The sequence below is a fragment of the Leptotrichia sp. HMT-225 genome (assembly GCF_030644325.1).
In the GTDB taxonomy this organism is placed as follows: domain Bacteria; phylum Fusobacteriota; class Fusobacteriia; order Fusobacteriales; family Leptotrichiaceae; genus Leptotrichia; species Leptotrichia massiliensis.
In genome coordinates, this window is the sequence record NZ_CP130323.1 from 2,066,424 (window position 1) to 2,085,364 (window position 18,941).

Annotated in this window: 12 protein-coding genes, 3 tRNA genes and 3 rRNA genes; 6 read left to right on the plus strand and 12 right to left on the minus strand. The window is 33.7% G+C overall.

Going from position 1 to position 18,941, the window contains the following annotated elements:
• Window positions 1-66: 66 nt before the first annotated feature.
• From QU666_RS09940 to sppA, 12 genes are all read right to left on the minus strand, one after another.
• A tRNA-Asn gene (locus QU666_RS09940) sits at window positions 67-143 on the minus strand.
• Between the two features lie 15 nt (window positions 144-158).
• A 5S ribosomal RNA gene (rrf, locus tag QU666_RS09945) occupies window positions 159-271 on the minus strand.
• A gap of 61 nt (window positions 272-332) precedes the next feature.
• A 23S ribosomal RNA gene (locus QU666_RS09950) occupies window positions 333-3,238 on the minus strand.
• Between the two features lie 75 nt (window positions 3,239-3,313).
• Window positions 3,314-3,389: transfer RNA gene (locus QU666_RS09955), tRNA-Ala, on the minus strand.
• A gap of 11 nt (window positions 3,390-3,400) precedes the next feature.
• Window positions 3,401-3,477, minus strand: a tRNA-Ile gene (locus QU666_RS09960).
• A 42-nt stretch (window positions 3,478-3,519) separates the two neighbouring features.
• A 16S ribosomal RNA gene (locus QU666_RS09965) occupies window positions 3,520-5,031 on the minus strand.
• Together the 16S, 23S and 5S rRNA genes with 3 tRNA genes alongside form the textbook arrangement of a ribosomal RNA operon.
• 266 nt (window positions 5,032-5,297) lie before the next feature.
• Entirely contained in the window at window positions 5,298-6,368 is a 1,071-nt protein-coding gene (gene nadR, locus QU666_RS09970; RefSeq protein WP_021768909.1) for a multifunctional transcriptional regulator/nicotinamide-nucleotide adenylyltransferase/ribosylnicotinamide kinase NadR, read from the minus strand.
• Between the two features lie 56 nt (window positions 6,369-6,424).
• On the minus strand, window positions 6,425-7,867 hold the full coding sequence (locus QU666_RS09975; protein WP_021768910.1) for a DNA recombination protein RmuC: 1,443 nt from the start codon (window positions 7,865-7,867) through the stop codon (window positions 6,425-6,427).
• Window positions 7,868-7,886: 19 nt separating this feature from the next.
• Window positions 7,887-9,449 (minus strand): YihY/virulence factor BrkB family protein, encoded by a 1,563-nt coding sequence (locus tag QU666_RS09980; RefSeq protein WP_021768911.1) that lies wholly within the window; start codon window positions 9,447-9,449, stop codon window positions 7,887-7,889.
• A gap of 94 nt (window positions 9,450-9,543) precedes the next feature.
• Window positions 9,544-10,734, minus strand: a complete 1,191-nt coding sequence (gene thiI / locus QU666_RS09985) for a tRNA uracil 4-sulfurtransferase ThiI (protein ID WP_021768912.1) — start codon at window positions 10,732-10,734, stop codon at window positions 9,544-9,546.
• 32 nt (window positions 10,735-10,766) lie between these two features.
• Window positions 10,767-11,915: a cysteine desulfurase family protein gene (locus QU666_RS09990; RefSeq protein WP_036070496.1), complete on the minus strand. Its 1,149-nt coding sequence runs from the start codon at window positions 11,913-11,915 to the stop codon at window positions 10,767-10,769.
• A gap of 214 nt (window positions 11,916-12,129) precedes the next feature.
• On the minus strand, window positions 12,130-13,914 hold the full coding sequence (gene sppA / locus QU666_RS09995) for a signal peptide peptidase SppA (protein WP_021768914.1): 1,785 nt from the start codon (window positions 13,912-13,914) through the stop codon (window positions 12,130-12,132).
• Between the two features lie 224 nt (window positions 13,915-14,138).
• Between sppA and QU666_RS10000 the strand changes: the two genes are divergently transcribed.
• From QU666_RS10000 to QU666_RS10025, 6 genes are all read left to right on the plus strand, one after another.
• The gene (locus tag QU666_RS10000; protein ID WP_021768915.1) at window positions 14,139-14,579 is read left to right on the plus strand and encodes a tetratricopeptide repeat protein; all 441 of its coding nucleotides are present in this window, start codon (window positions 14,139-14,141) and stop codon (window positions 14,577-14,579) included.
• A 53-nt stretch (window positions 14,580-14,632) separates the two neighbouring features.
• Complete coding sequence (locus QU666_RS10005; protein WP_021768916.1) at window positions 14,633-14,998, plus strand: tetratricopeptide repeat protein; 366 nt, start codon at window positions 14,633-14,635, stop codon at window positions 14,996-14,998.
• Window positions 14,999-15,184: 186 nt separating this feature from the next.
• A complete protein-coding gene (locus QU666_RS10010) occupies window positions 15,185-15,460 on the plus strand; it encodes an ACT domain-containing protein (protein WP_006805198.1) in 276 nt (91 codons plus the stop codon).
• A gap of 49 nt (window positions 15,461-15,509) precedes the next feature.
• Entirely contained in the window at window positions 15,510-16,874 is a 1,365-nt protein-coding gene (locus tag QU666_RS10015; protein WP_021768917.1) for a PFL family protein, read from the plus strand.
• 193 nt (window positions 16,875-17,067) lie between these two features.
• Complete coding sequence (gene cbiT, locus QU666_RS10020; protein WP_021768918.1) at window positions 17,068-17,637, plus strand: precorrin-6Y C5,15-methyltransferase (decarboxylating) subunit CbiT; 570 nt, start codon at window positions 17,068-17,070, stop codon at window positions 17,635-17,637.
• A 131-nt stretch (window positions 17,638-17,768) separates the two neighbouring features.
• Window positions 17,769-18,869 carry a hypothetical protein gene (locus tag QU666_RS10025; RefSeq protein WP_021768919.1) on the plus strand — a complete coding sequence of 367 codons (1,101 nt, stop codon included), beginning with the start codon at window positions 17,769-17,771 and terminating at the stop codon, window positions 18,867-18,869.
• Window positions 18,870-18,941: the final 72 nt, after the last annotated feature.

The window sequence follows — 18,941 nt, forward strand, 5'->3', positions numbered from 1 at the left end:
TCAAACTAAAATATAGAAAAGTTGAAATGAAAGAAGTCTATTTTTGAATATTTTTAACAAAAAAAATGGCGTCCCCGGTTGGACTCGAACCAACGACCCTCTGATTAACAGTCAGATGCTCTAACCGGCTGAGCTACGGAGACACACAAAAGAAAAAAGTTTGGCAACTACCTATTTTCCCGGGACGAATCCAAGTATCGTAGGCGTAAACAGACTTAACTGCCGGGTTCGAAATGTAACCGGGTGTATCCCTGCTGCTAACATCACCAAACTTTAAAAACTAAATTGTCAAGTTAAGACAATGAGAAATAAATAGTAGTAGTAAAAGATTAATTAAAAAGCAGATGTAATATTAGTACCAGTCAGCTGAATGCATTGCTGCACTTACACCTCTGGCCTATCAACCATGTGTTCTCCATGGATACTGCGAATACTCATCTCAAAGTCGGTTTCTCGCTTAGATGCTTTCAGCGATTATCCGTTCCAGACGTGACTACCCAGCCATGCCACTGGCGTGACAACTGGTACATCAGAGGTCTGTCCAACCCGGTCCTCTCGTACTAAGGTCAGATCTTTTCAGTATTCAAGCGCCTGCAGTGGATAGGGACCGAACTGTCTCACGACGTTCTGAACCCAGCTCGCGTGCCTCTTTAATGGGCGAACAGCCCAACCCTTGGGACCTTCTCCAGCCCCAGGATGAGACGAGCCGACATCGAGGTGCCAAACACTTCCGTCGATATGGACTCTTGGGAAGTATCAGCCTGTTATCCCCGGGGTAGCTTTTATCCGTTGAGCGACGGTCCTTCCATACGGAACCGCCGGATCACTAACTCCTACTTTCGTACCTGCTCGACCCGTCAGTCTTGCAGTCAAGCTCCCTTATGCGTTTGCACTCTTAGGCTGATTTCCATCCAGCCTGAGGGAACCTTTGAACGCCTCCGTTACTCTTTGGGAGGCGACCGCCCCAGTCAAACTGCCCATCTAGCACTGTCTCCGTTACCAGATTAGAATTTCAACGGCATATGGTTGGTATTCCAACGACGACTCTGTTAAAACTGACGCCTTAACTTCACAGTCTCCCAACTATCCTATACACACACAGCCAAAACCCAATGCCAAACTACAGTAAAGCTCCACGGGGTCTTTCCGTCCTACTGCAGGTAGTCGGTATCTTCACCGACATTACAACTTCACCAGGTCTCCAGCCAAGACAGCTCCCAAATCATTTCACCATTCGTGCAGGTCGGAACTTACCCGACAAGGAATTTCGCTACCTTAGGACCGTTATAGTTACGGCCGCCGTTCACCGGGGCTTCAATTCGAATCTCTCAATCCTCCTCTTAACCTTCCGGCACTGGGCAGGTGTCAGCCCATATACGTCGCCTTTCAGCTTAGCATAGACCTGTGTTTTTGGTAAACAGTTGCTTGGGACTCTTCACTGCGGCCTGTTTCCCCTTGAGGTGTTTCTCCTCTCAAGTATATCAGGCACCCCTTCTCCCGAAGTTACGGGGCTATTTTGCAGAGTTCCTTAGCTAGAGTTATCCTGTCGGCCTTAAGTTTCTCACTCTGTCCACCTGTGTCGGTTTACAGTACGGGCACTATTTCTCATCGATAGAAGTTTTTCTCGGCAGTGTAGGATCTGTGACTTATGCTAATGCACTTCCCCATCAGGTCTCACATTTAGACACGCGGATTTTCCTGCGTGTCCATGCTACGCCCTTAGAAAGACTATTCCGTCAGTCTTCTCACATACCTTCCTGCGTCACTCCGTCTCTCAAGCGATAATAGTGGTACAGGAATATTAACCTGTTTTCCATTCGCCATCACAATTTTGCTTATGCTTAGGTCCCGACTTCCCCAGGGCGGACAAACCTTCCCCTGGAAACCTTGGACTTCCGGCCGGCGGGATTCTCGCCCGCCTTCTCGCTACTCATTCCTGCATTCTCACTTCTGATACCTCCAGAATGGCCTTACGGCATTCCTTCAACGGCCTACAGAACGCTCTCCTACCAGGCGTGTAAACACGCCTCCGCAGCTTCGGTTTATGTCTTAGCCCCGTTACATCTTCGGCGCAGATACTCTCGACCAGTGAGCTATTACGCACTCTTTTAAGGTATGGCTGCTTCTAAGCCAACCTCCTGGTTGTCTGTGAATATCCACCTCCTTTCCCACTTAGACATAATTAGGGACCTTAGCTGGCGGTCTGGGCTGTTCCCCTCTCGTCCGCGGACCTTGTCATCCGCGGACTCACTCCTGACTATTAATATATGGTATTCGAAGTTTGCTTGATTTCGGTAAGCAGTACGCCCCCTAGACCATACAGAGCTCTACCCCCACATATCTTAACGTCAAGGCTGCACCTAAATGCATTTCGGAGAGAACGAGCTATCTCCTAGTTCGATTGGCTTTTCACCCCTAGACCTGCCTCATCTCCCAACTTTTCAACGGCGGTGAGTTCGGCCCTCCACTGAGTCTTACCTCAGCTTCAGCCTGGACAGGCCTAGATCACTAGGTTTCGCGTCTATGACTAGCGACTTAACGCCCTATTAAGACTCGGTTTCCCTTCGGCTCCACTTTATTAACCTTGCCACTAATCATAACTCGCAGGATGATTAACCAAAATCCACGCAGTCACACATAAAGTGCTCCTACCGTTTGTAAGCACACGGTTTCAAATTCTATTTCACTCCCTTGCTCAGGGTTCTTTTCACCTTTCCCTCACGGTACTCTTCACTATCGGTCAACAACAGTATTTAGCCTTGCGTGATATGGTCCACGCTGATTCACGCCAGATTCCTCGTGCCTGACGCTACTCGGGTGCTTCCAGTCACTATATGTATTTTATGTTCTACAGGACTATCACCTTCTTTGGTTCAGCTTCCCAGCTGATTCTACTTACATACATACAGTTTAAACATTATGACAATCCGTTAATGGAAGTCCCACAACCCCGTGCCAGCAATGCTGTCCGCTTGGCACTGGCACGGTTTAGGCTTTTCCCCGTTCGCTCGCCGCTACTTAGGGAATCGTTTTTACTTTCTTTTCCTCCCGTTACTTAGATGTTTCAGTTCACGGGCTTACCGTTTTCACGCATGTCCTCCAGACATGCAGGTTTTCCCATTCGGAAATCTGGGGATTAACGATTATGTGCATCTTCTCCCAGCTTATCGCAGCTTATCACGTCCTTCATCGGCTGTTGTTGCCTAGGCATCCTCCGTGTGCCCTTATTAGCTTTTTATCCAGAATAACTTTTACTCTAGTTTCATTGTAATCTTTTACCTACTATTCATTTCCCATTGTCCTAAATATTAATTGGTGGAGATAAGCGGGTTCGAACCGCTGACCTCTGCCTTGCAAGGGCAGCGCTCTCCCAACTGAGCTATATCCCCAAGACATAATATGGTGGGCATGGCTGGACTCGAACCAGCGACCCCTGCGTTATCAGCACAGTGCTCTAACCACCTGAGCTACACGCCCATAAGATATATGAAGAAGCAGTGTAATGAATTAACTCCTTAGAAAGGAGGTGATCCATCCGCACCTTCCGGTACGGATACCTTGTTACGACTTCACCCCAATCACTATCCACACCTTAGATGCCTTCCTCCTTACGGTTAGACCGGCAGCTTCAGGTGCAAACAACTCTCGTGGTGTGACGGGCGGTGTGTACAAGACCCGAGAACGTATTCACCGCAGCATTGCTGATCTGCGATTACTAGCGATTCCAGCTTCATGAAGTCGAGTTGCAGACTTCAATCCGAACTTGGACCGGCTTTAAAGATTCGCTTGGCGTTGCCGCTTTGCAGCTCTCTGTACCGGCCATTGTAGCACGTGTGTAGCCCAGATCATAAGGGGCATGATGACTTGACGTCATCCCCACCTTCCTCCTGCTCTTCGCAGGCAGTCTCGCTAGAGTCCCCAACTTAATGATGGTAACTAACGATAGGGGTTGCGCTCGTTGCGGGACTTAACCCAACATCTCACGACACGAGCTGTCGACAGCCATGCACCACCTGTCTCTACGTTCCCGAAGGCACTGCCTGTTCTCACAGGCATTCGTAGGATGTCAAGATCTGGTAAGGTTCCTCGCGTTGCGTCGAATTAAACCACATGCTCCACCGCTTGTGCGGGTCCCCGTCAATTCCTTTGAGTTTCAGCCTTGCGGCCGTACTCCCCAGGCGGATTACTTATCGCATTTGCTTCGGCACGGACACTCTTCATGCCCACACCCAGTAATCATCGTTTACAGCTAGGACTACCAGGGTATCTAATCCTGTTCGCTCCCCTAGCTTTCGCACTTCAGCGTCAGTTGCCGTCCAGTGAACTATCTTCATCATCGGCATTCCTGCACATATCTACGAATTTCACCTCTACTCGTGCAGTTCCGTCCACCTCTCCAGCACTCTAGCCAAACAGTTTCCAGGGCAGGCTTGCGGTTGAGCCGCAAGTTTTCACCCCAGACTTGTCTGGCCGCCTAGATGCCCTTTATGCCCAATAATTCCGGATAACGCTTGCGACATACGTATTACCGCGGCTGCTGGCACGTATTTAGCCGTCGCTTCTTCTGCAGGTACCGTCACTTTCTTCTTCCCTGCTGAAAGCACTTTACAATCCGAAAACCTTCTTCGTGCACACAGAATTGCTGGATCAGGGTTGCCCCCATTGTCCAATATTCCCCACTGCTGCCTCCCGTAGGAGTAAGGGCCGTATCTCAGTCCCCTTGTGGCCGTTCACCCTCTCAGGCCGGCTACCTATCATCGCCTTGGTGAGCCGTTACCTCACCAACAAGCTAATAGGACGCAAAGCTCTCCTGCAGCATCTCTTTTCATTGCCAGGCACATGCGTGCCGGCAATTGTATCAGGTGTTATCAGTCGTTTCCGTCTGTTATCCCTGTCTGCAGGGCAAGTTCTTTACGCGTTACTCACCCGTCCGCCTTGGCTAGGCTGTGCAAGCACAGATTTGCCAAAGACTTGCATGTGTTAAGCATTCTGTCAGCGTTCATCCTGAGCCAGGATCAAACTCTTCATTCAATATATTTTACATATATTTAAATTTCACCTTTATCTTGACGAGAATCTTGTTTTACAACAAGAGCTCTTGACTATTATTTATCTTTTACACATTATTGCTTCTTCTATTCTTATCTCAATTGTCCTGCGACACGATTTCGTATCGACAAGATATATATTATCATAACTGAATTTATTTGTCAACTACTTTTTTTCAAAAAATTTGTGTTTTTGAATATTTTTATTCGTAGTCTATTTTTTATTTCTTAGAAAGGTATTATTTTATATTAGTTTATTTCAAGATATTTATTTATTATTTCAATACTTTTTATATAATTTTCTGTAAGACTACTATTATTTTTGTAATATAATTGTATAAACTCTTGGCTATTTTGTTCAAGTAAGGATTGTAATATCTTATCATATTCAGAAGTTTTATATTTTGAGTTATCTTTTGAGTTTGATTTTTTTTCAATATATAGCAGAAGATCAAAATTGCTATGTTTAATAAAATCTTCTATTACTGGGTTTTTTGTATCATTTTGAATTATTGAAAATGTTTGTAAAGAAGAAAATTCTGTATCTATAAAAGTTAATTTATCAGCATTTTTGATAGATTCTAGTATTCTTCTATTGTGTTCATAAGCAATATTGCTGTAATCAGAGTACTGAATATTTTCTATGTGATTCTGCATTTCTTCTTTTATATACTCTTTTCGATATTCTTTTACATAAGTTGTGTTATAATAATTTGCTAATTTATGAGTTAAGTTAGTTTTTCCTGAATATTCCGAACCAATTATTGCTACTTTTAGGACAAAAAATTCTCTTACATATTTTGGAATAAAAAACCAGTTTTTATATGGATTTTTTCTTATTTCTGTTGCACTAATATGAAAATTGTTTCTATTTATGTCTATTAATTTAATTTCTAAATTTTTATTGAAAGTTTTTTCAAAATTGGGTAATGTCAAAAAATTATTTTTGTAATTTTCCACATCTTGAGTTTCATTTGTAAAAATTATGTCCACTTTAATTTTATTTTTTAAAAGTGTTTCCTGTACTCTTTCACTCCATAATTTCCAGCCATTGGGATAAAATGGTATGCCATCTTCCGCAAGATGTATTATTTTTATATTTTTTTGGTGTTTAAAAGTTTTTTCTGCAAATCTAATTCTATCTTTTACAGTTGGCATTTTTTTCATTTTTGAGTCTTCAAATAATTTTTTATCCCTGTCATCATCAGTACATACCACAACATATAAATTTTCTACGTAACCACTAGCTCTTTGAATAAAATCAACATGTCCAATATGAAGTGGATAAAACTTTCCAAATATTATTCCATTTTTTTGCATTTTTTATTTTATTCTCCTTTTTGAAGTAAATCTTATCTACTAAATTTTGATAAAATCTATTCTTCCATTTCTAAGATTTTTAAATTTTCAACATTATTATTAACTGTTTTTTCTTCAAATTTTGCATTCGAAATTTCTGTAAATCTTTTGCTTATTTTGTTTGAAGTTGTATTAATTTCTTTTACATCTTTAGAAACTTTTTCGATATCTTTTTGTAAATTATCCCAGCGAGTACGGTATCTTGTAAACTCAACATTCAATTTTTCGAGTTCCTGCTGAATTATATTTGCATATTTGTCACGTTCTAAGTTTGTCATCATAACCTGAATTACTGTCAATACTGAAATTAAAGTTGTTGGCGATGCTATACGTACGTTTTTTTTGTAAGCATACTCTATTATATCTGTGTGGTAAGCGTTTATTTCAGCAAAAATTGCTTCGGCTGGAAGAAATAATATTGCCTGTTCACTCGTTTCATTTTTTATTATATATTTGGAAGAAATTGCATCTATATGTTTTTTCAAATCACTAACAAAATCTTTCCGAGCATTTTCTCTTTCAATTTGAGATAAATCATTATTATACATTTTTCTATAATTTTCCAACGGAAATTTTGAGTCAACTGCGATATTTCCAAGTGGTTCTGGCGTGAAAATAATAGAATCAACAATGGTTCCGTTTGAAAGTTTGTATTGCTTTTGGTAAAGTTTATCATTTTTTTCTCCAAAAACTGAAGATAATATTTGGTAAAGTTGAATTTCACCAAAAATTCCACGGCTTTTTTTATCTGTTAAAATATCTTGAAGTGAAACCACATTGCTTGACAATGCTTCAATTTTTTTCTGTGCTTCATCGATTTTACTCAGACGTTCTAACACGTTTCCAAAAGTTTTTGTTGTCTCCTCAAACCCTTTTGATAAACGTTCTTCCACTTTCATATTCATTACATCAAGTCTATTTTCAATTTTTTGACTTAATTTTTCAAAATTTTCATTTATATTTTTTGTAAGTCCATCTTTAAATTCGTTTATATTTTTTGTCAAATTCTGATTATTTTCAGTCATTACACCTGTCAACGCTGTATTATTTTCATTTAAACGAACTGACAGCTTTTGAATGTTATTATTCATGCTGGAAGTTAAAAGTTGGCTATTTTCAGTATGATTTTTAGATAACAACTGATTATTATCGTTCATTGTACCACTTAAATTTTGTCCCAGCTGATTAAACCTTAAAAGTAATTTTTCATTATTTTCAGATAATTTATTTTGTAAGTTATTTATGCCTTCAAGCAAGTTATTTTTTGCATTTAGGCTTATTGTTTTTTCAATTTCATCAAATTTTTTCTTATTTTCCTCAAAATTTTGCTGATTATTTTCGTTAATCTGATTTAACAGCATTTTTTCTTCATTTTCAATGTTTTTCTTATTAAGAAAAATAATTGTTCCAACAACTGTAACAATGTTTATTATCACGATAATTATTACTACTGTTATCATTTCTATTCCTCATTTCTAATTAAAAGAATTTCCAAGTTCCATCTTCGTATCTGACTCTTTTTTGAGTATCTTGAGAATTATTATCTTCTGATTGAGAAGTTTGAACTTCTGATTCCCGGTTAATTTTTTCTTTTCTTATTATTTTTGGAGAATCTTTTATTTGTAAATTTTCATTTTTTTGTTTTGAAATTTGAAAATCTATTGTTAATTCTTCGGGATTTCTTGGTTTTATTGTATTTTGAAAATTTTCTGGCTGTTCTGATTCTGAAAAATATGTTTCCTCTTTTTCAGGAGAATTTTCAAATTCAGGATCAGGGTTTTCTATTTTTTTCATTGCCAATTTTTCCCTTATTTTTTCAAGAAGTTTTTTGTCTTCTTCGTTCAAATTATCAAAAATATTTTCATAATATTCAATATTCTTTGTATCGAATTTTTTCATAAATTCTCTGATTGTTATGGATTCTGGGCTATACGCAACTTGATATTGGCTGTCTGAATTTTTATCATAAAAAACTTCATTAATAAATCCCATTTTTTCCAAATCAGACAAAATTTCTTTCACAAAAAAAACTTCCATACCTAGCCTATCAGTTAATTTTTGATACGTAAAAGACTCTTTTTTTTCAACAAAATTTTTGATAATTAAAGATAAAATTAAAATTCCAGCTTCCCTTTTTACTTTGATTGGCATTTCAATTTTTTCGCTGTATAAAAATTCATCGGATGTTTGAATTGAAAAAGCTATTTGCGCTCCAAGCAAAATTGTTACCCAAACATATTGTACCCATATTAGGAAAATAGGTATTAAAGCCAAACTTCCGTAAATTATATTGTATCTCGTAATTGACGACTGTAATAATAAGAACAGCAATTTCCATCCAAAAGTAAGTAATGTTGTTACAATTCCTGCATAAACTGCTGGTTTTATTTTTACGTTTGTATTTGGAATTACATAAAATAAATAACTGAACAAAATAATGTATGTCGCAGGCCCGAATAATCCAATAAATAAGTTCATAATTACTGCATTCCCTGAAAAATGTTTGGATATTTCCTCAACTGCAACCGAATTTAAGGCTGATAGCAAAACAAAAAATATTGGTCCTAAAAATATAATTGCAATATAGTCAATAACTCTTCTTGTAATTGATCTTTTCTTATTAATTTTCCATATTTTATTAAAGGAATTTTCAAGCATTATTAAAACTTTTACTGCTGAATAAATTAAAATAACAATTCCTACTCCAGTTAATATACTACTTTCTGTAGACAAAAGAAGTCTTTGAGCAACATCCACAATTACCCTTAAAAAACTGTTATTTCCTGGCCATAATTCAAAAAATTTCTGTATGAATATTTTATCCAGCCCAAATCCCTTTGTGATTCCTAACACAAGAGCAACTACTGGAAAAATGGCAAGAAGTGAGTAGTAGGTTAAAGAAATCGCAAGTATTTGCGTTTCACCATCACGATAATTTCGATAAATTAAGTAAATCATTCTTTTTATTTCGGATATTTTTCTTTTAAATCCGTTTTCTTTTACTTCTTTTTTTTGTTTTTGAAAATTTTTCTTTTCTTTCATAAACTTTCTCCATTTTCTTTTTTATTTTTTTATTAAAATGTATCTAAATAGTATAAACAAATATATTTATGCATATTCTTTTTATAAAATAAATTTATCCAAAATTAAAATATTCACGTTCATCAAAAATTTCATTCATAATTTCATCATAGTTTTCAATTTTTGCCTCTTCTGCCAGCACATCTTCCAGCTTAGGATTTGTAACAGGATGTTTTGGAGCAAAAATTACGCATGAATCCTCGTATGGCTCAATGGATTTTTCATAAGTTTCTATTTCTTTTGCAATTTCAATTATTTCTGTCTTATCCATTCCAATAAGAGGTCTAAATACTGGCAATTTTTCTACAGAAGCATTTGTACAAGTAAGCCCTCCCATCGTCTGTGACGCTACCTGTCCAAGACTTTCCCCTGTAATTAAAGCATGATACTGCATAGTATTCGACAATCTTTCAGCTAGACGCATCATAGCCCGTCTTGTTAAAATTGTAGCCAAATCTTTTTTTGTCTGCGTATTTATCGCTTCCTGTATTTTTAATATATTTAAAGAATAAAGTCTTGTTTTACCAATGTAAAGCGATAAAATATCAGTTAGTTCCTTTACTTTTTCAAGAGCCTGCTGGCTTGTAAACGGGAAACTGTGGAATGTTATAAAATTTAAACGCATTCCTCTTTTTGCCATCATAAACGAAGCAACTGGGCTGTCTATTCCACCTGATAAAAGAACAAGTCCTTTTCCTGTTGAACCAAGCGGAAGTCCGCCATAAGTTTTTATTCTATCCGTATAAATATAAGCATTTTTTCTAATGTCAACATTTATCATAACATCAGGATCTTTCATTTTAACTTTTTCAAAAGGACTGTTTACGAGTACATGCCCTCCCAGTTCACGTGCATATTCCATAGATTTCTTCTCAAATCCCTTGTTACTACGATTAACCGTTATTTTAAAAGTTCTAGCTCCATTTTCATAGGCATAGTTTGCAAATTCTAATACTTTTTGCTTTATAAATTCATCATTTCTTTCAACTTTTGCCGATTGATTAAGACCCACTATTCCAAAAACTTTTTTTAGCTTGTCTGTAACCTCATCCAAATTTTCAGGATTTATTAAAACATATAATTTTGATAAATCATCAAATAACTGATAATCAAATCCTTTTAACACCTTATTAATCTTATTTCGCAATTTCTTTTCAAATTGCCCCCTGTTTTTACCTTTTAGTGACAACTCTCCATAAGAAAGCCCTATTGCATTCAATAACTTTTTATCAGTATAATTGCTCATCTTTTTCCTTTCTGTTTTTTATATAAAAAATATTATCTCATTTTCCTAATTCTTTCCACACTTTCCTTCAGTCGTTTCACAACTTCATCAATTTCCTTTTCTGTATTATCCTTTGAAAAACTGAACCTTATTGCTCCATCCAGTTCTGATTGAGTAAGTCCCATAACTTCAAGTATTCTGCTATTCCCTTTTTTCGATGAACAGGCTGAGCCTGTAGAAACATAAATTTGATACATTCCTAGAAAATGTGTCAGCACCTCACCTTTTGTACCGTTAAACGACACATTCAATACTTTAGGACTTGACTTTTCAATGCTAAGCAAAGAATTAAATTTTATATTTGTAATTTCCTCAGAGATTTTATTTGCAAGCATTTCTTTTAACTTTTGTGAATGCTCCATTTCGTTTTTTTCCTCTTTTATCAAAATCTCTACAGCTTTTGCAAAAGCCAAAATTAATTCTGTCGGCATAGTCCTTTTCACAATACCGTTTTCAGCATTTGATCCATAAACTATATTTGTAATTTTGACACGTTTGTTCACATAGATTGCTCCGATTCCCTTTGGTGCGTGAATTTTATGTCCGCTTATCGTTATTGCATCCACAGGAATTTTATCAAATTTTATGTTTGTACAGCCTAATGCTTGTACAAAATCAGTATGAAAATATGTATCACTGTTTTTCATTTTGATAATTTTTGAAATTTGCTCCAAATTTTGAATCGCCCCAGTTTCACTATTCACTGCTCCAACCGAAACTATTACCGTGTCTTCCCTAATCGTATTTTCAAGTTCTTCAAGATCTATAAAACCATCTTTATCCACATTTAGATAATCCACTTCAAAGCCCAGATTCTCATAATGCTTAAACACTTCGTAGACTGAAGGATGTTCAATCTTTGTTGTAATCAGATGTTTTTTTATTCGTGAATTTGCATTGATAATTCCTTGCAATACAAGGTTATTTCCATCTCCGCCACCTGCTGTAAAGTAAATTCTGTCAGCTTCAACTTTTAAGTAATCAGACACTATCTTTTTAGCATTTTTTATCTTTAATAAAGTTTTATGGGAAAAATCATGAATTGCATCAGGATTTGCATAATTTTCTTCCATTGTTTGAACTAACACATTTATAACTTCTTTACGTGGCTTTGTACTGGCTGAATTATCCAAATAAATCATTTTTCCTCCTTGTTTCAAATTATATTATAGCCTTTGAAATAGAAACTATAAAAAAATAATTTTACTATCTCTAATGAAAATTAAATTATTCTAAACTCTTGTTTTTATTATACTATATTTTATAAAATTTATCAAAACTAAATAAGCAAAAAACGGAGTTTTTTAATAAAAAGTGTCTCTAAAAAACAATTTTTACTTTTACTCCGCTTAATTTTTAATATAAATTTAATTTGTATGTTAAATAATACAGTGGTTTATTTTGATTTTGAACTGCAAAATCATATTCGTTAAATACTTTTTTAGCTTCTGGAATATTTTTTTTCAATTGTGTTGATAAACTGAATTTTTCTGTAACCATTCTTGTGAGTGATTTTAACTTGTGAGAAAAATCTTCTTCCAGATAAATACTTTCTACAGCATAATTGTTACGTAAATTTAAGTCTTTTGCCATTATTTTTATAACTTCATCAAGACTCGCAATTCCATCAATTAAGTTTATATTTTTTGCTTCATCCCCTAGCCATATTTTACCTTGTGCATAGCCTTCAAGAGTATTTTCATCTATTTTACGATTTTTAGAAACACGTGATTTGAACTCCTTGTATGTTTCCTGCATAGATTGACTGATTTTCGTACGAGATTCTTCAGATAATGGTTCAAAGCTATCATAAATTTCTGAATATTTGCCTTTTGATACTGAATTAGAATGAACTCCATATTTATTTTGTGCATTGTTAAATTTTGGGAGCATTGAAACTACGCCTATTGACCCTGTTATTGTGGCATTGTTTGCAAATACTTTATTTCCTGCCATTGAAATATAGTAACCTCCAGAGGCTGTTGTATCAGACATTGAAACATAAATTGGAATATTCAGTTTTGTAAGTTCTTGATAAATTATTTCAGAAGCAAGTGCTGAACCTCCACCTGAATTTACCCGAAGTACAATTCCCTTTAAATTTTTAGTTTTCATAGCTTTTTCAATTTTTTGTAAAATATTATCTGGAGTAATTACACCTTCAGTAACATCAGTTGGATCATATAAAATCGAACCTTCGGCATAAATTACAGCTATTGTTCCATTTCTTGGATTTCCTATTTTACCATCTTCTACTCTTTTTTCATAATAATCATAAATATCCGCAACATTGTCTTCCCTTATGTTTAGACGTTTTGTAAAATCAGAAAAATGCTCAAGTTTATCAACAAAATTTTTATCACGTGCAGCAAATGGAGTCAAATTAATATTATTTCCATTTACAATATCATTATTTAAAACATTTTTGTCAATTTTACGATTTTTGGAAATTTCTGTCACAAATTTATCATATCGATTTTCCAAAATTCTAGTTAATTCTGAACGCAATTCGGGAGTCATCTCATTTCCAGTATAGTTTTCTCCATAAGATTTGTAATTTCCTATACGGACTACTTCCATATTTACCCCAAGTTTATCAAAAAGCCCTTTATAATATAAATCTGAATAATGATATCCTGTCAAATCAAGACTTGCTGATGTTGATGGAACCATAACTACTTCATTGGCAATAGAAGCTAATTTATAATTGGCATTGGTAATATAAGCACCAAAAGCATATATTTTTTTATTATTTGCTTTTAATTCTTCAAATTTTTTAGACAATTCCTCTATTTTTGCAGATGATAAATTTATAGTGTCTAAAGCAATAATCACTCCTTTTACTTGATTATTATTTTTAATATCATCTAAACTATTTAAAATATCCATATATGATAATTTTTCATCTGATAGAAAATTTGAACCGATAATTTTATCTTCTGTAACGTCAGAAACATTAAAAAGTATATATTCATAACTTTTTTTAATTTTTTCATTCTTATCTTTGGAACTAAAAATTGCAATTGTAGAAATTCCAATAATAAAAATTACAAATATAAATAACGACAGTTTTAGAAAAAACGAATATATTTCTTTTAATGTAAATATCAAAAATCTTTTGAAAAAATTCAAAAATTTCATTTTTTATTTTCCTCCTTGTATGATTTTATGCAAATCTAATTTTTTCAAATTATATCACTTTAATCTACAAATATCAATAAATAAAATATTTTTTCTATACTTTCAATAATATCTAAATTCGTACTTTTGATTAAATTATTGACAAAAATAAAAAGTAATGTATATAATTAATGTAACTAAATTATAGTTTACATAGTAAAAAACAACAGAGGAGACGAATTAAAATGAAAAAACTTGCTATATTAGGAATTATTGCTTTAGCACATACAGCACAAGCTGGATACTTAGAGGATGGGAATTCGTATTTTAAGAATAATAATTATCCAAAAGCTGAACAGATGTATTTGAAAGCCATTAAAGAAAATGATGGTGAAATTGAAGCTATTTATAATCTAGGACTTTTATATCAAAAACAAAATAAGCTGGACAAAGCTGAGCAAATGTATTTAAAAGCTAGTCAAAAAGGGTATATTGATGCTATGAATAATCTAGGAGTTTTATATTATGATCAGAAAAAGTTTGACAAAGCTGAACAAGCATACCTAAAAGCTGTACAAAATAACAATCTTGAAGCTATGAATAACTTGGGTAATTTATATAAAGAACAAAATAAATTTGATAAAGCTGAACAAATGCCACTCAAAAAGATTCTGTTGCTGCTATAAACAGTTTAGGAGTTTTATACTATGACCAGAAAAAGTTTGATAAAGCTGAACAGATGTACTTGAAGGCTAGCCAAAAAGGTTCTGTTTTTGCTATATATAATTTGGGAAATTTATATTATTACCAGAAAAAATTTGACAAAGCTGAACAGATGTTTTTAGAAGCCAGTCAAAAAGGTGAAATTGAAGCTATGTATAATTTAGGAACTTTATACTATGAACAAAATAAATTTGGCAAAGCCAAAGAAATGTTTTTAAAAGCTATACAAAAAGGACATGTTAAGGCTATGTATAATTTAGGAATCTTGTATTATAACCAAAATGATCGCATCAATGCAAAAAAATATGTAAAACAAGCATCTGATTTAGGCTATGAAGAAGCTCAGGAAGTTTATAAAAAAATGTTACAAGCTGGATATTAATAATCAAAAAAGTTCCAATAAAGAGAGTGTTGTTTACTTGTATATTTTTTAAAATCCAAATTATTTCACATTCTAAGTTTTTTATAAAATATAAAATAAAACTTCCCGCTTGCTAAATACCTAAATTTATGCGATAATTTAACATATTAAGAAGAGTTTTAATTTAATTTGTCAGGAGGTATCAGAATGAACGATAGAATTGTTATTACAGTTATTGGAACGGATAAAACGGGAATTGTTGCGAATGTATCAACAAAATTAAGTGAACTTAGCTTAAATATTATTGACATCACACAAAAGGTGTTTGAAAATGATATTTTTGCCATGATTATGCTTGTAGAAGCAGAAAAAAATACAGATATAAAAGGTTTGCAGGAGAAATTTAAAGATGTTGAGGAAAAAATTGGGGTAAGAGTTTACTTGCAACATGAAAATATTTTTAAGGCAATGCATAGAATCTAATTTTTTCAAAATTTTTTAAGCAATTATTTAAGAATTTTAGGAGGGAAAAATGAATTTATTACCTGATGAAATACTGGAAACGATAGGTATGGTTGAAATGCAGAATCTTGATGTAAGAACTGTCACAATGGGAATAAGCCTGCTTGACTGCATTGATGCAGATGCCGAAAAAACAGCAGAAAATATTTATAACAAAATTACGGAAAATGGAAAAGATTTGGTAAGAATTGCCGATGAAGTAGCAAGCAAATACAATATGCCAATTATTAACAAAAGAGTTTCAGTTACTCCAATTTCAATAATTGGAAATGCAACTAACGCCGAAGATTACACAATTTTTGCAAAAGCACTGGATAAAGCGGCGAAAACAATTGGAATTGACTTTATTGGAGGATTTTCGGCACTTGTGGACAAAGGTTTTACAAAAGGTGATGTTAAGCTGATAAACAGTATTCCGAAGGCACTTTCTGAAACAGATAGAGTTTGCTCCTCTGTAAACGTAGGCTCTACAAAGTCTGGAATCAACTTGGATGCTGTAAAAATGATGGGAAAAACTGTAAAGGAACTGGCTGAACTTTCCAAAGATGCAGACGGACTGGCAGCTGCAAAATTTGTCGTATTTACAAATGCTGTTCCAGATAATCCATTTATGGCGGGTGCATTTCATGGGGTAGAAAATCCAGATGTTGTGCTAAATGTTGGAATTAGTGGGCCAGGGGTTGTAAGACACACACTTGCTAACATTTCAAAAACGGCAAAAATTGATGAAATAACAGAAGCAATAAAAAAAGTAAGTTTTAAAATCACAAGAATGGGAGAATTAATCGGAAAAGAAGTTGCTGAAAGACTTGGGGTTGAATTTGGAATAATTGACTTGTCACTTGCCCCAACTCCAGCAGTAGGCGATAGTGTTGGAAATGTACTGGAGGAATTTGGGCTGGAAGCAGTCGGAGCTTACGGAACAACACTTGCACTTGCAATATTGAATGACGCTGTAAAAAAAGGTGGAGCAATGGCTGCAACTCGTGTCGGTGGCTTAACAGGGGCATTTATCCCAGTAAGTGAAGATCAGGGAATGATAGAAGCAACAAGCAAAGGATATTTGACACTTGAAAAACTGGAGGCAATGACTTGTGTATGTTCTGTTGGACTTGATATGATAGCTATTCCAGGTGATACCTCTGAAGCTGTAATTTCTGGAATAATAGCAGATGAAATGGCAATTGGAATGGTAAACAGTAAAACTACCGCAGTTAGAATAATCCCAGTTCCTGGAAAAAAAGCTGGCGATAGAGTAGTGTTTGGAGGACTTCTAGGAGAAGCAGATATTATAAACATAAATAATTTAGATTGTTCTGTCTTAATAAATCGTGGTGGAAAAGTAGCTCCTCCAATTCAGGCGTTGAAAAATTAATTTAAAAATATACTCGAACCCATTTAAAACCGAACTATTGAAAATTATATAAATTTAGGGTTTGAGTAAAATAGTCATAGCTTTTGAGTTCGGCTTTAAAGCAGTTTTACTATACAACAAATAAAAAATGGAAAGTTAGGATTTACTCTTGGCTTTCTTTTTAAACTATAATTTAAAATAAGGAGTTGATAAAATGTATCATATAAAAGATGAAGAATTTTTAAGAGGAAAAGTTCCTATGACAAAAGAGGAAATCCGTTTTGTAAGTCTTGGGAAAATGGAGATGAAAGATGATGATATTTGTCTTGACATTGGTGGCGGAACTGGTTCTGTAAGTATGGAAATGGCGAGATTTGCACGAAACGGAAAAGTTTTTGTAATTGAGAGAAATGATGAGGCAGTTGAGCTAATTCATAAAAACAAGGAAAAATTAGGATTGGAAAATATTACTGTAATTAAAGGAATGGCTCCAGATGGACTAAAAGATGTAAATACAAAGTTTAATAAAATTTTTATTGGAGGTTCTGCTGGAAATCTGGTGGAAATTATAAAATATTCTTATGATAACCTTGTTGACGATGGAATTTTAGTACTAAACTTTATCGTACTGGAAAATATTTTCACGGCTATTGAGGAATTGAAAAAATACGACTTTAAAGATGTGGATATTTGTCAGTTAATTGTGAGTAAAAATAGAAAAGTTAAAGATTTTAATATGATGATGGCAGAAAATCCAATTTATGTGATTACTGCGAAGAAATAATAAATAAAAATAATAATTTAAATTTGTGTAAAACTCTAAAATTTAGAGAATTACACAATTTTTTTTTAACAGACAAAATATGTCCTTTATAAAAAGTATAATGTAAAAAATATTATAAGGAGATAATTATTATGAGTAATTTAAAATTAACTGAAAATGATGCTTTTTACAATATGAAATTTGATAATGATATTTTTTTGTATTGGATGTTAAAATGGTTAAAAGTCGATACTACAAATAATAGTAATAAAAAAGCTTTAAAAAATATGGCAAAAAAATTCGTTGAGGAAATTTTAGGACAGAAACTGAATACGAAAGATATTGAAATATGTTATTCTAATTTTTATATTGGGAAGGACTATGAGGATTTTATTAATAGAATCCTAAATGAATATACACTTTTATTTATTGTAAATAAAAAGAAAAAAAGCAATAGAAAATATATATTTTTCAAATGTTTTGACTACGACGAATTTTCACCATATTTTTTTGAATATAATCAAGAACTAGTTCAATTACTTAAAATATATGAAAATTTAGGAAATAATGAGACAGATAAAATAAAAATCGTATACATTACTCCTGATAAAATTTCTAGATATGAAAAAGAAGAAATAGGAGAAAAAATTATTATGTATGACGAAGAAAGACTTTTAGAATTTTTTAAAACTTTTAAAAAAGACATTGATGACAGTATTTTTGATAGTTATTATAACCAGCTCATGCGAGAAGTAAGTGAAGAAGATTATGGCTCCTTTAATGTTTCAGCACTATACCGTATTTTGGAGTGGTATTTTGATAAAAAAAGAAAAAACTATGATGTATATAGAAATGATTACTATATAAAGTGGATAAAAGATGAATTTTTTATAGAATGTATATATAAAAAAAATAAAAATAGAGAATTTGATATACTGTTTGTGTTAAATTGGTTTCATCTTGATGAATTACAAGAAGATATGTTTGAATCAGTTCAATATGAATTAAAAAATATATTTCCAGATTTTCAAAAAATTTATTTGGAAGAAGTTGACTTAAAAGAGAAAGAAGTTCCATTATTTTATTTAAAAGTAGATAAAGATGCTTCGTTGAGTAAAATAAAGAAAATATTGGATGAAATAACAGAAAAAATAGAAAAATTTAATGAGGCGAGAGGTAGTTTAGATATAAAAGATGAATACGATAAATATATTAAAGATGAAAGGCGAAAAGGTGGTATTCGGTTTTGGTAAAAGATTAGAAAAGAAAATTTTGATTATTTGACAAAATAAGAAATAAAGTTATAATTAAAGCATAGAATAAAA

Bases quoted from the DNA above. Each gene is read 5' to 3' on its own strand.
- nadR (WP_021768909.1), bottom strand. From the start codon at position 6,368: ATGCAAAAAAATGGAATAATATTTGGAAAGTTTTATCCACTTCATATT.
- QU666_RS09975 (WP_021768910.1), bottom strand. From the start codon at position 7,867: ATGATAACAGTAGTAATAATTATCGTGATAATAAACATTGTTACAGTT.
- QU666_RS09980 (WP_021768911.1), bottom strand. From the start codon at position 9,449: ATGAAAGAAAAGAAAAATTTTCAAAAACAAAAAAAAGAAGTAAAAGAA.
- thiI (WP_021768912.1), bottom strand. From the start codon at position 10,734: ATGAGCAATTATACTGATAAAAAGTTATTGAATGCAATAGGGCTTTCT.
- QU666_RS09990 (WP_036070496.1), bottom strand. From the start codon at position 11,915: ATGATTTATTTGGATAATTCAGCCAGTACAAAGCCACGTAAAGAAGTT.
- sppA (WP_021768914.1), bottom strand. From the start codon at position 13,914: ATGAAATTTTTGAATTTTTTCAAAAGATTTTTGATATTTACATTAAAA.
- QU666_RS10000 (WP_021768915.1), top strand. From the start codon at position 14,139: ATGAAAAAACTTGCTATATTAGGAATTATTGCTTTAGCACATACAGCA.
- QU666_RS10005 (WP_021768916.1), top strand. From the start codon at position 14,633: ATGTACTTGAAGGCTAGCCAAAAAGGTTCTGTTTTTGCTATATATAAT.
- QU666_RS10010 (WP_006805198.1), top strand. From the start codon at position 15,185: ATGAACGATAGAATTGTTATTACAGTTATTGGAACGGATAAAACGGGA.
- QU666_RS10015 (WP_021768917.1), top strand. From the start codon at position 15,510: ATGAATTTATTACCTGATGAAATACTGGAAACGATAGGTATGGTTGAA.
- cbiT (WP_021768918.1), top strand. From the start codon at position 17,068: ATGTATCATATAAAAGATGAAGAATTTTTAAGAGGAAAAGTTCCTATG.
- QU666_RS10025 (WP_021768919.1), top strand. From the start codon at position 17,769: ATGAGTAATTTAAAATTAACTGAAAATGATGCTTTTTACAATATGAAA.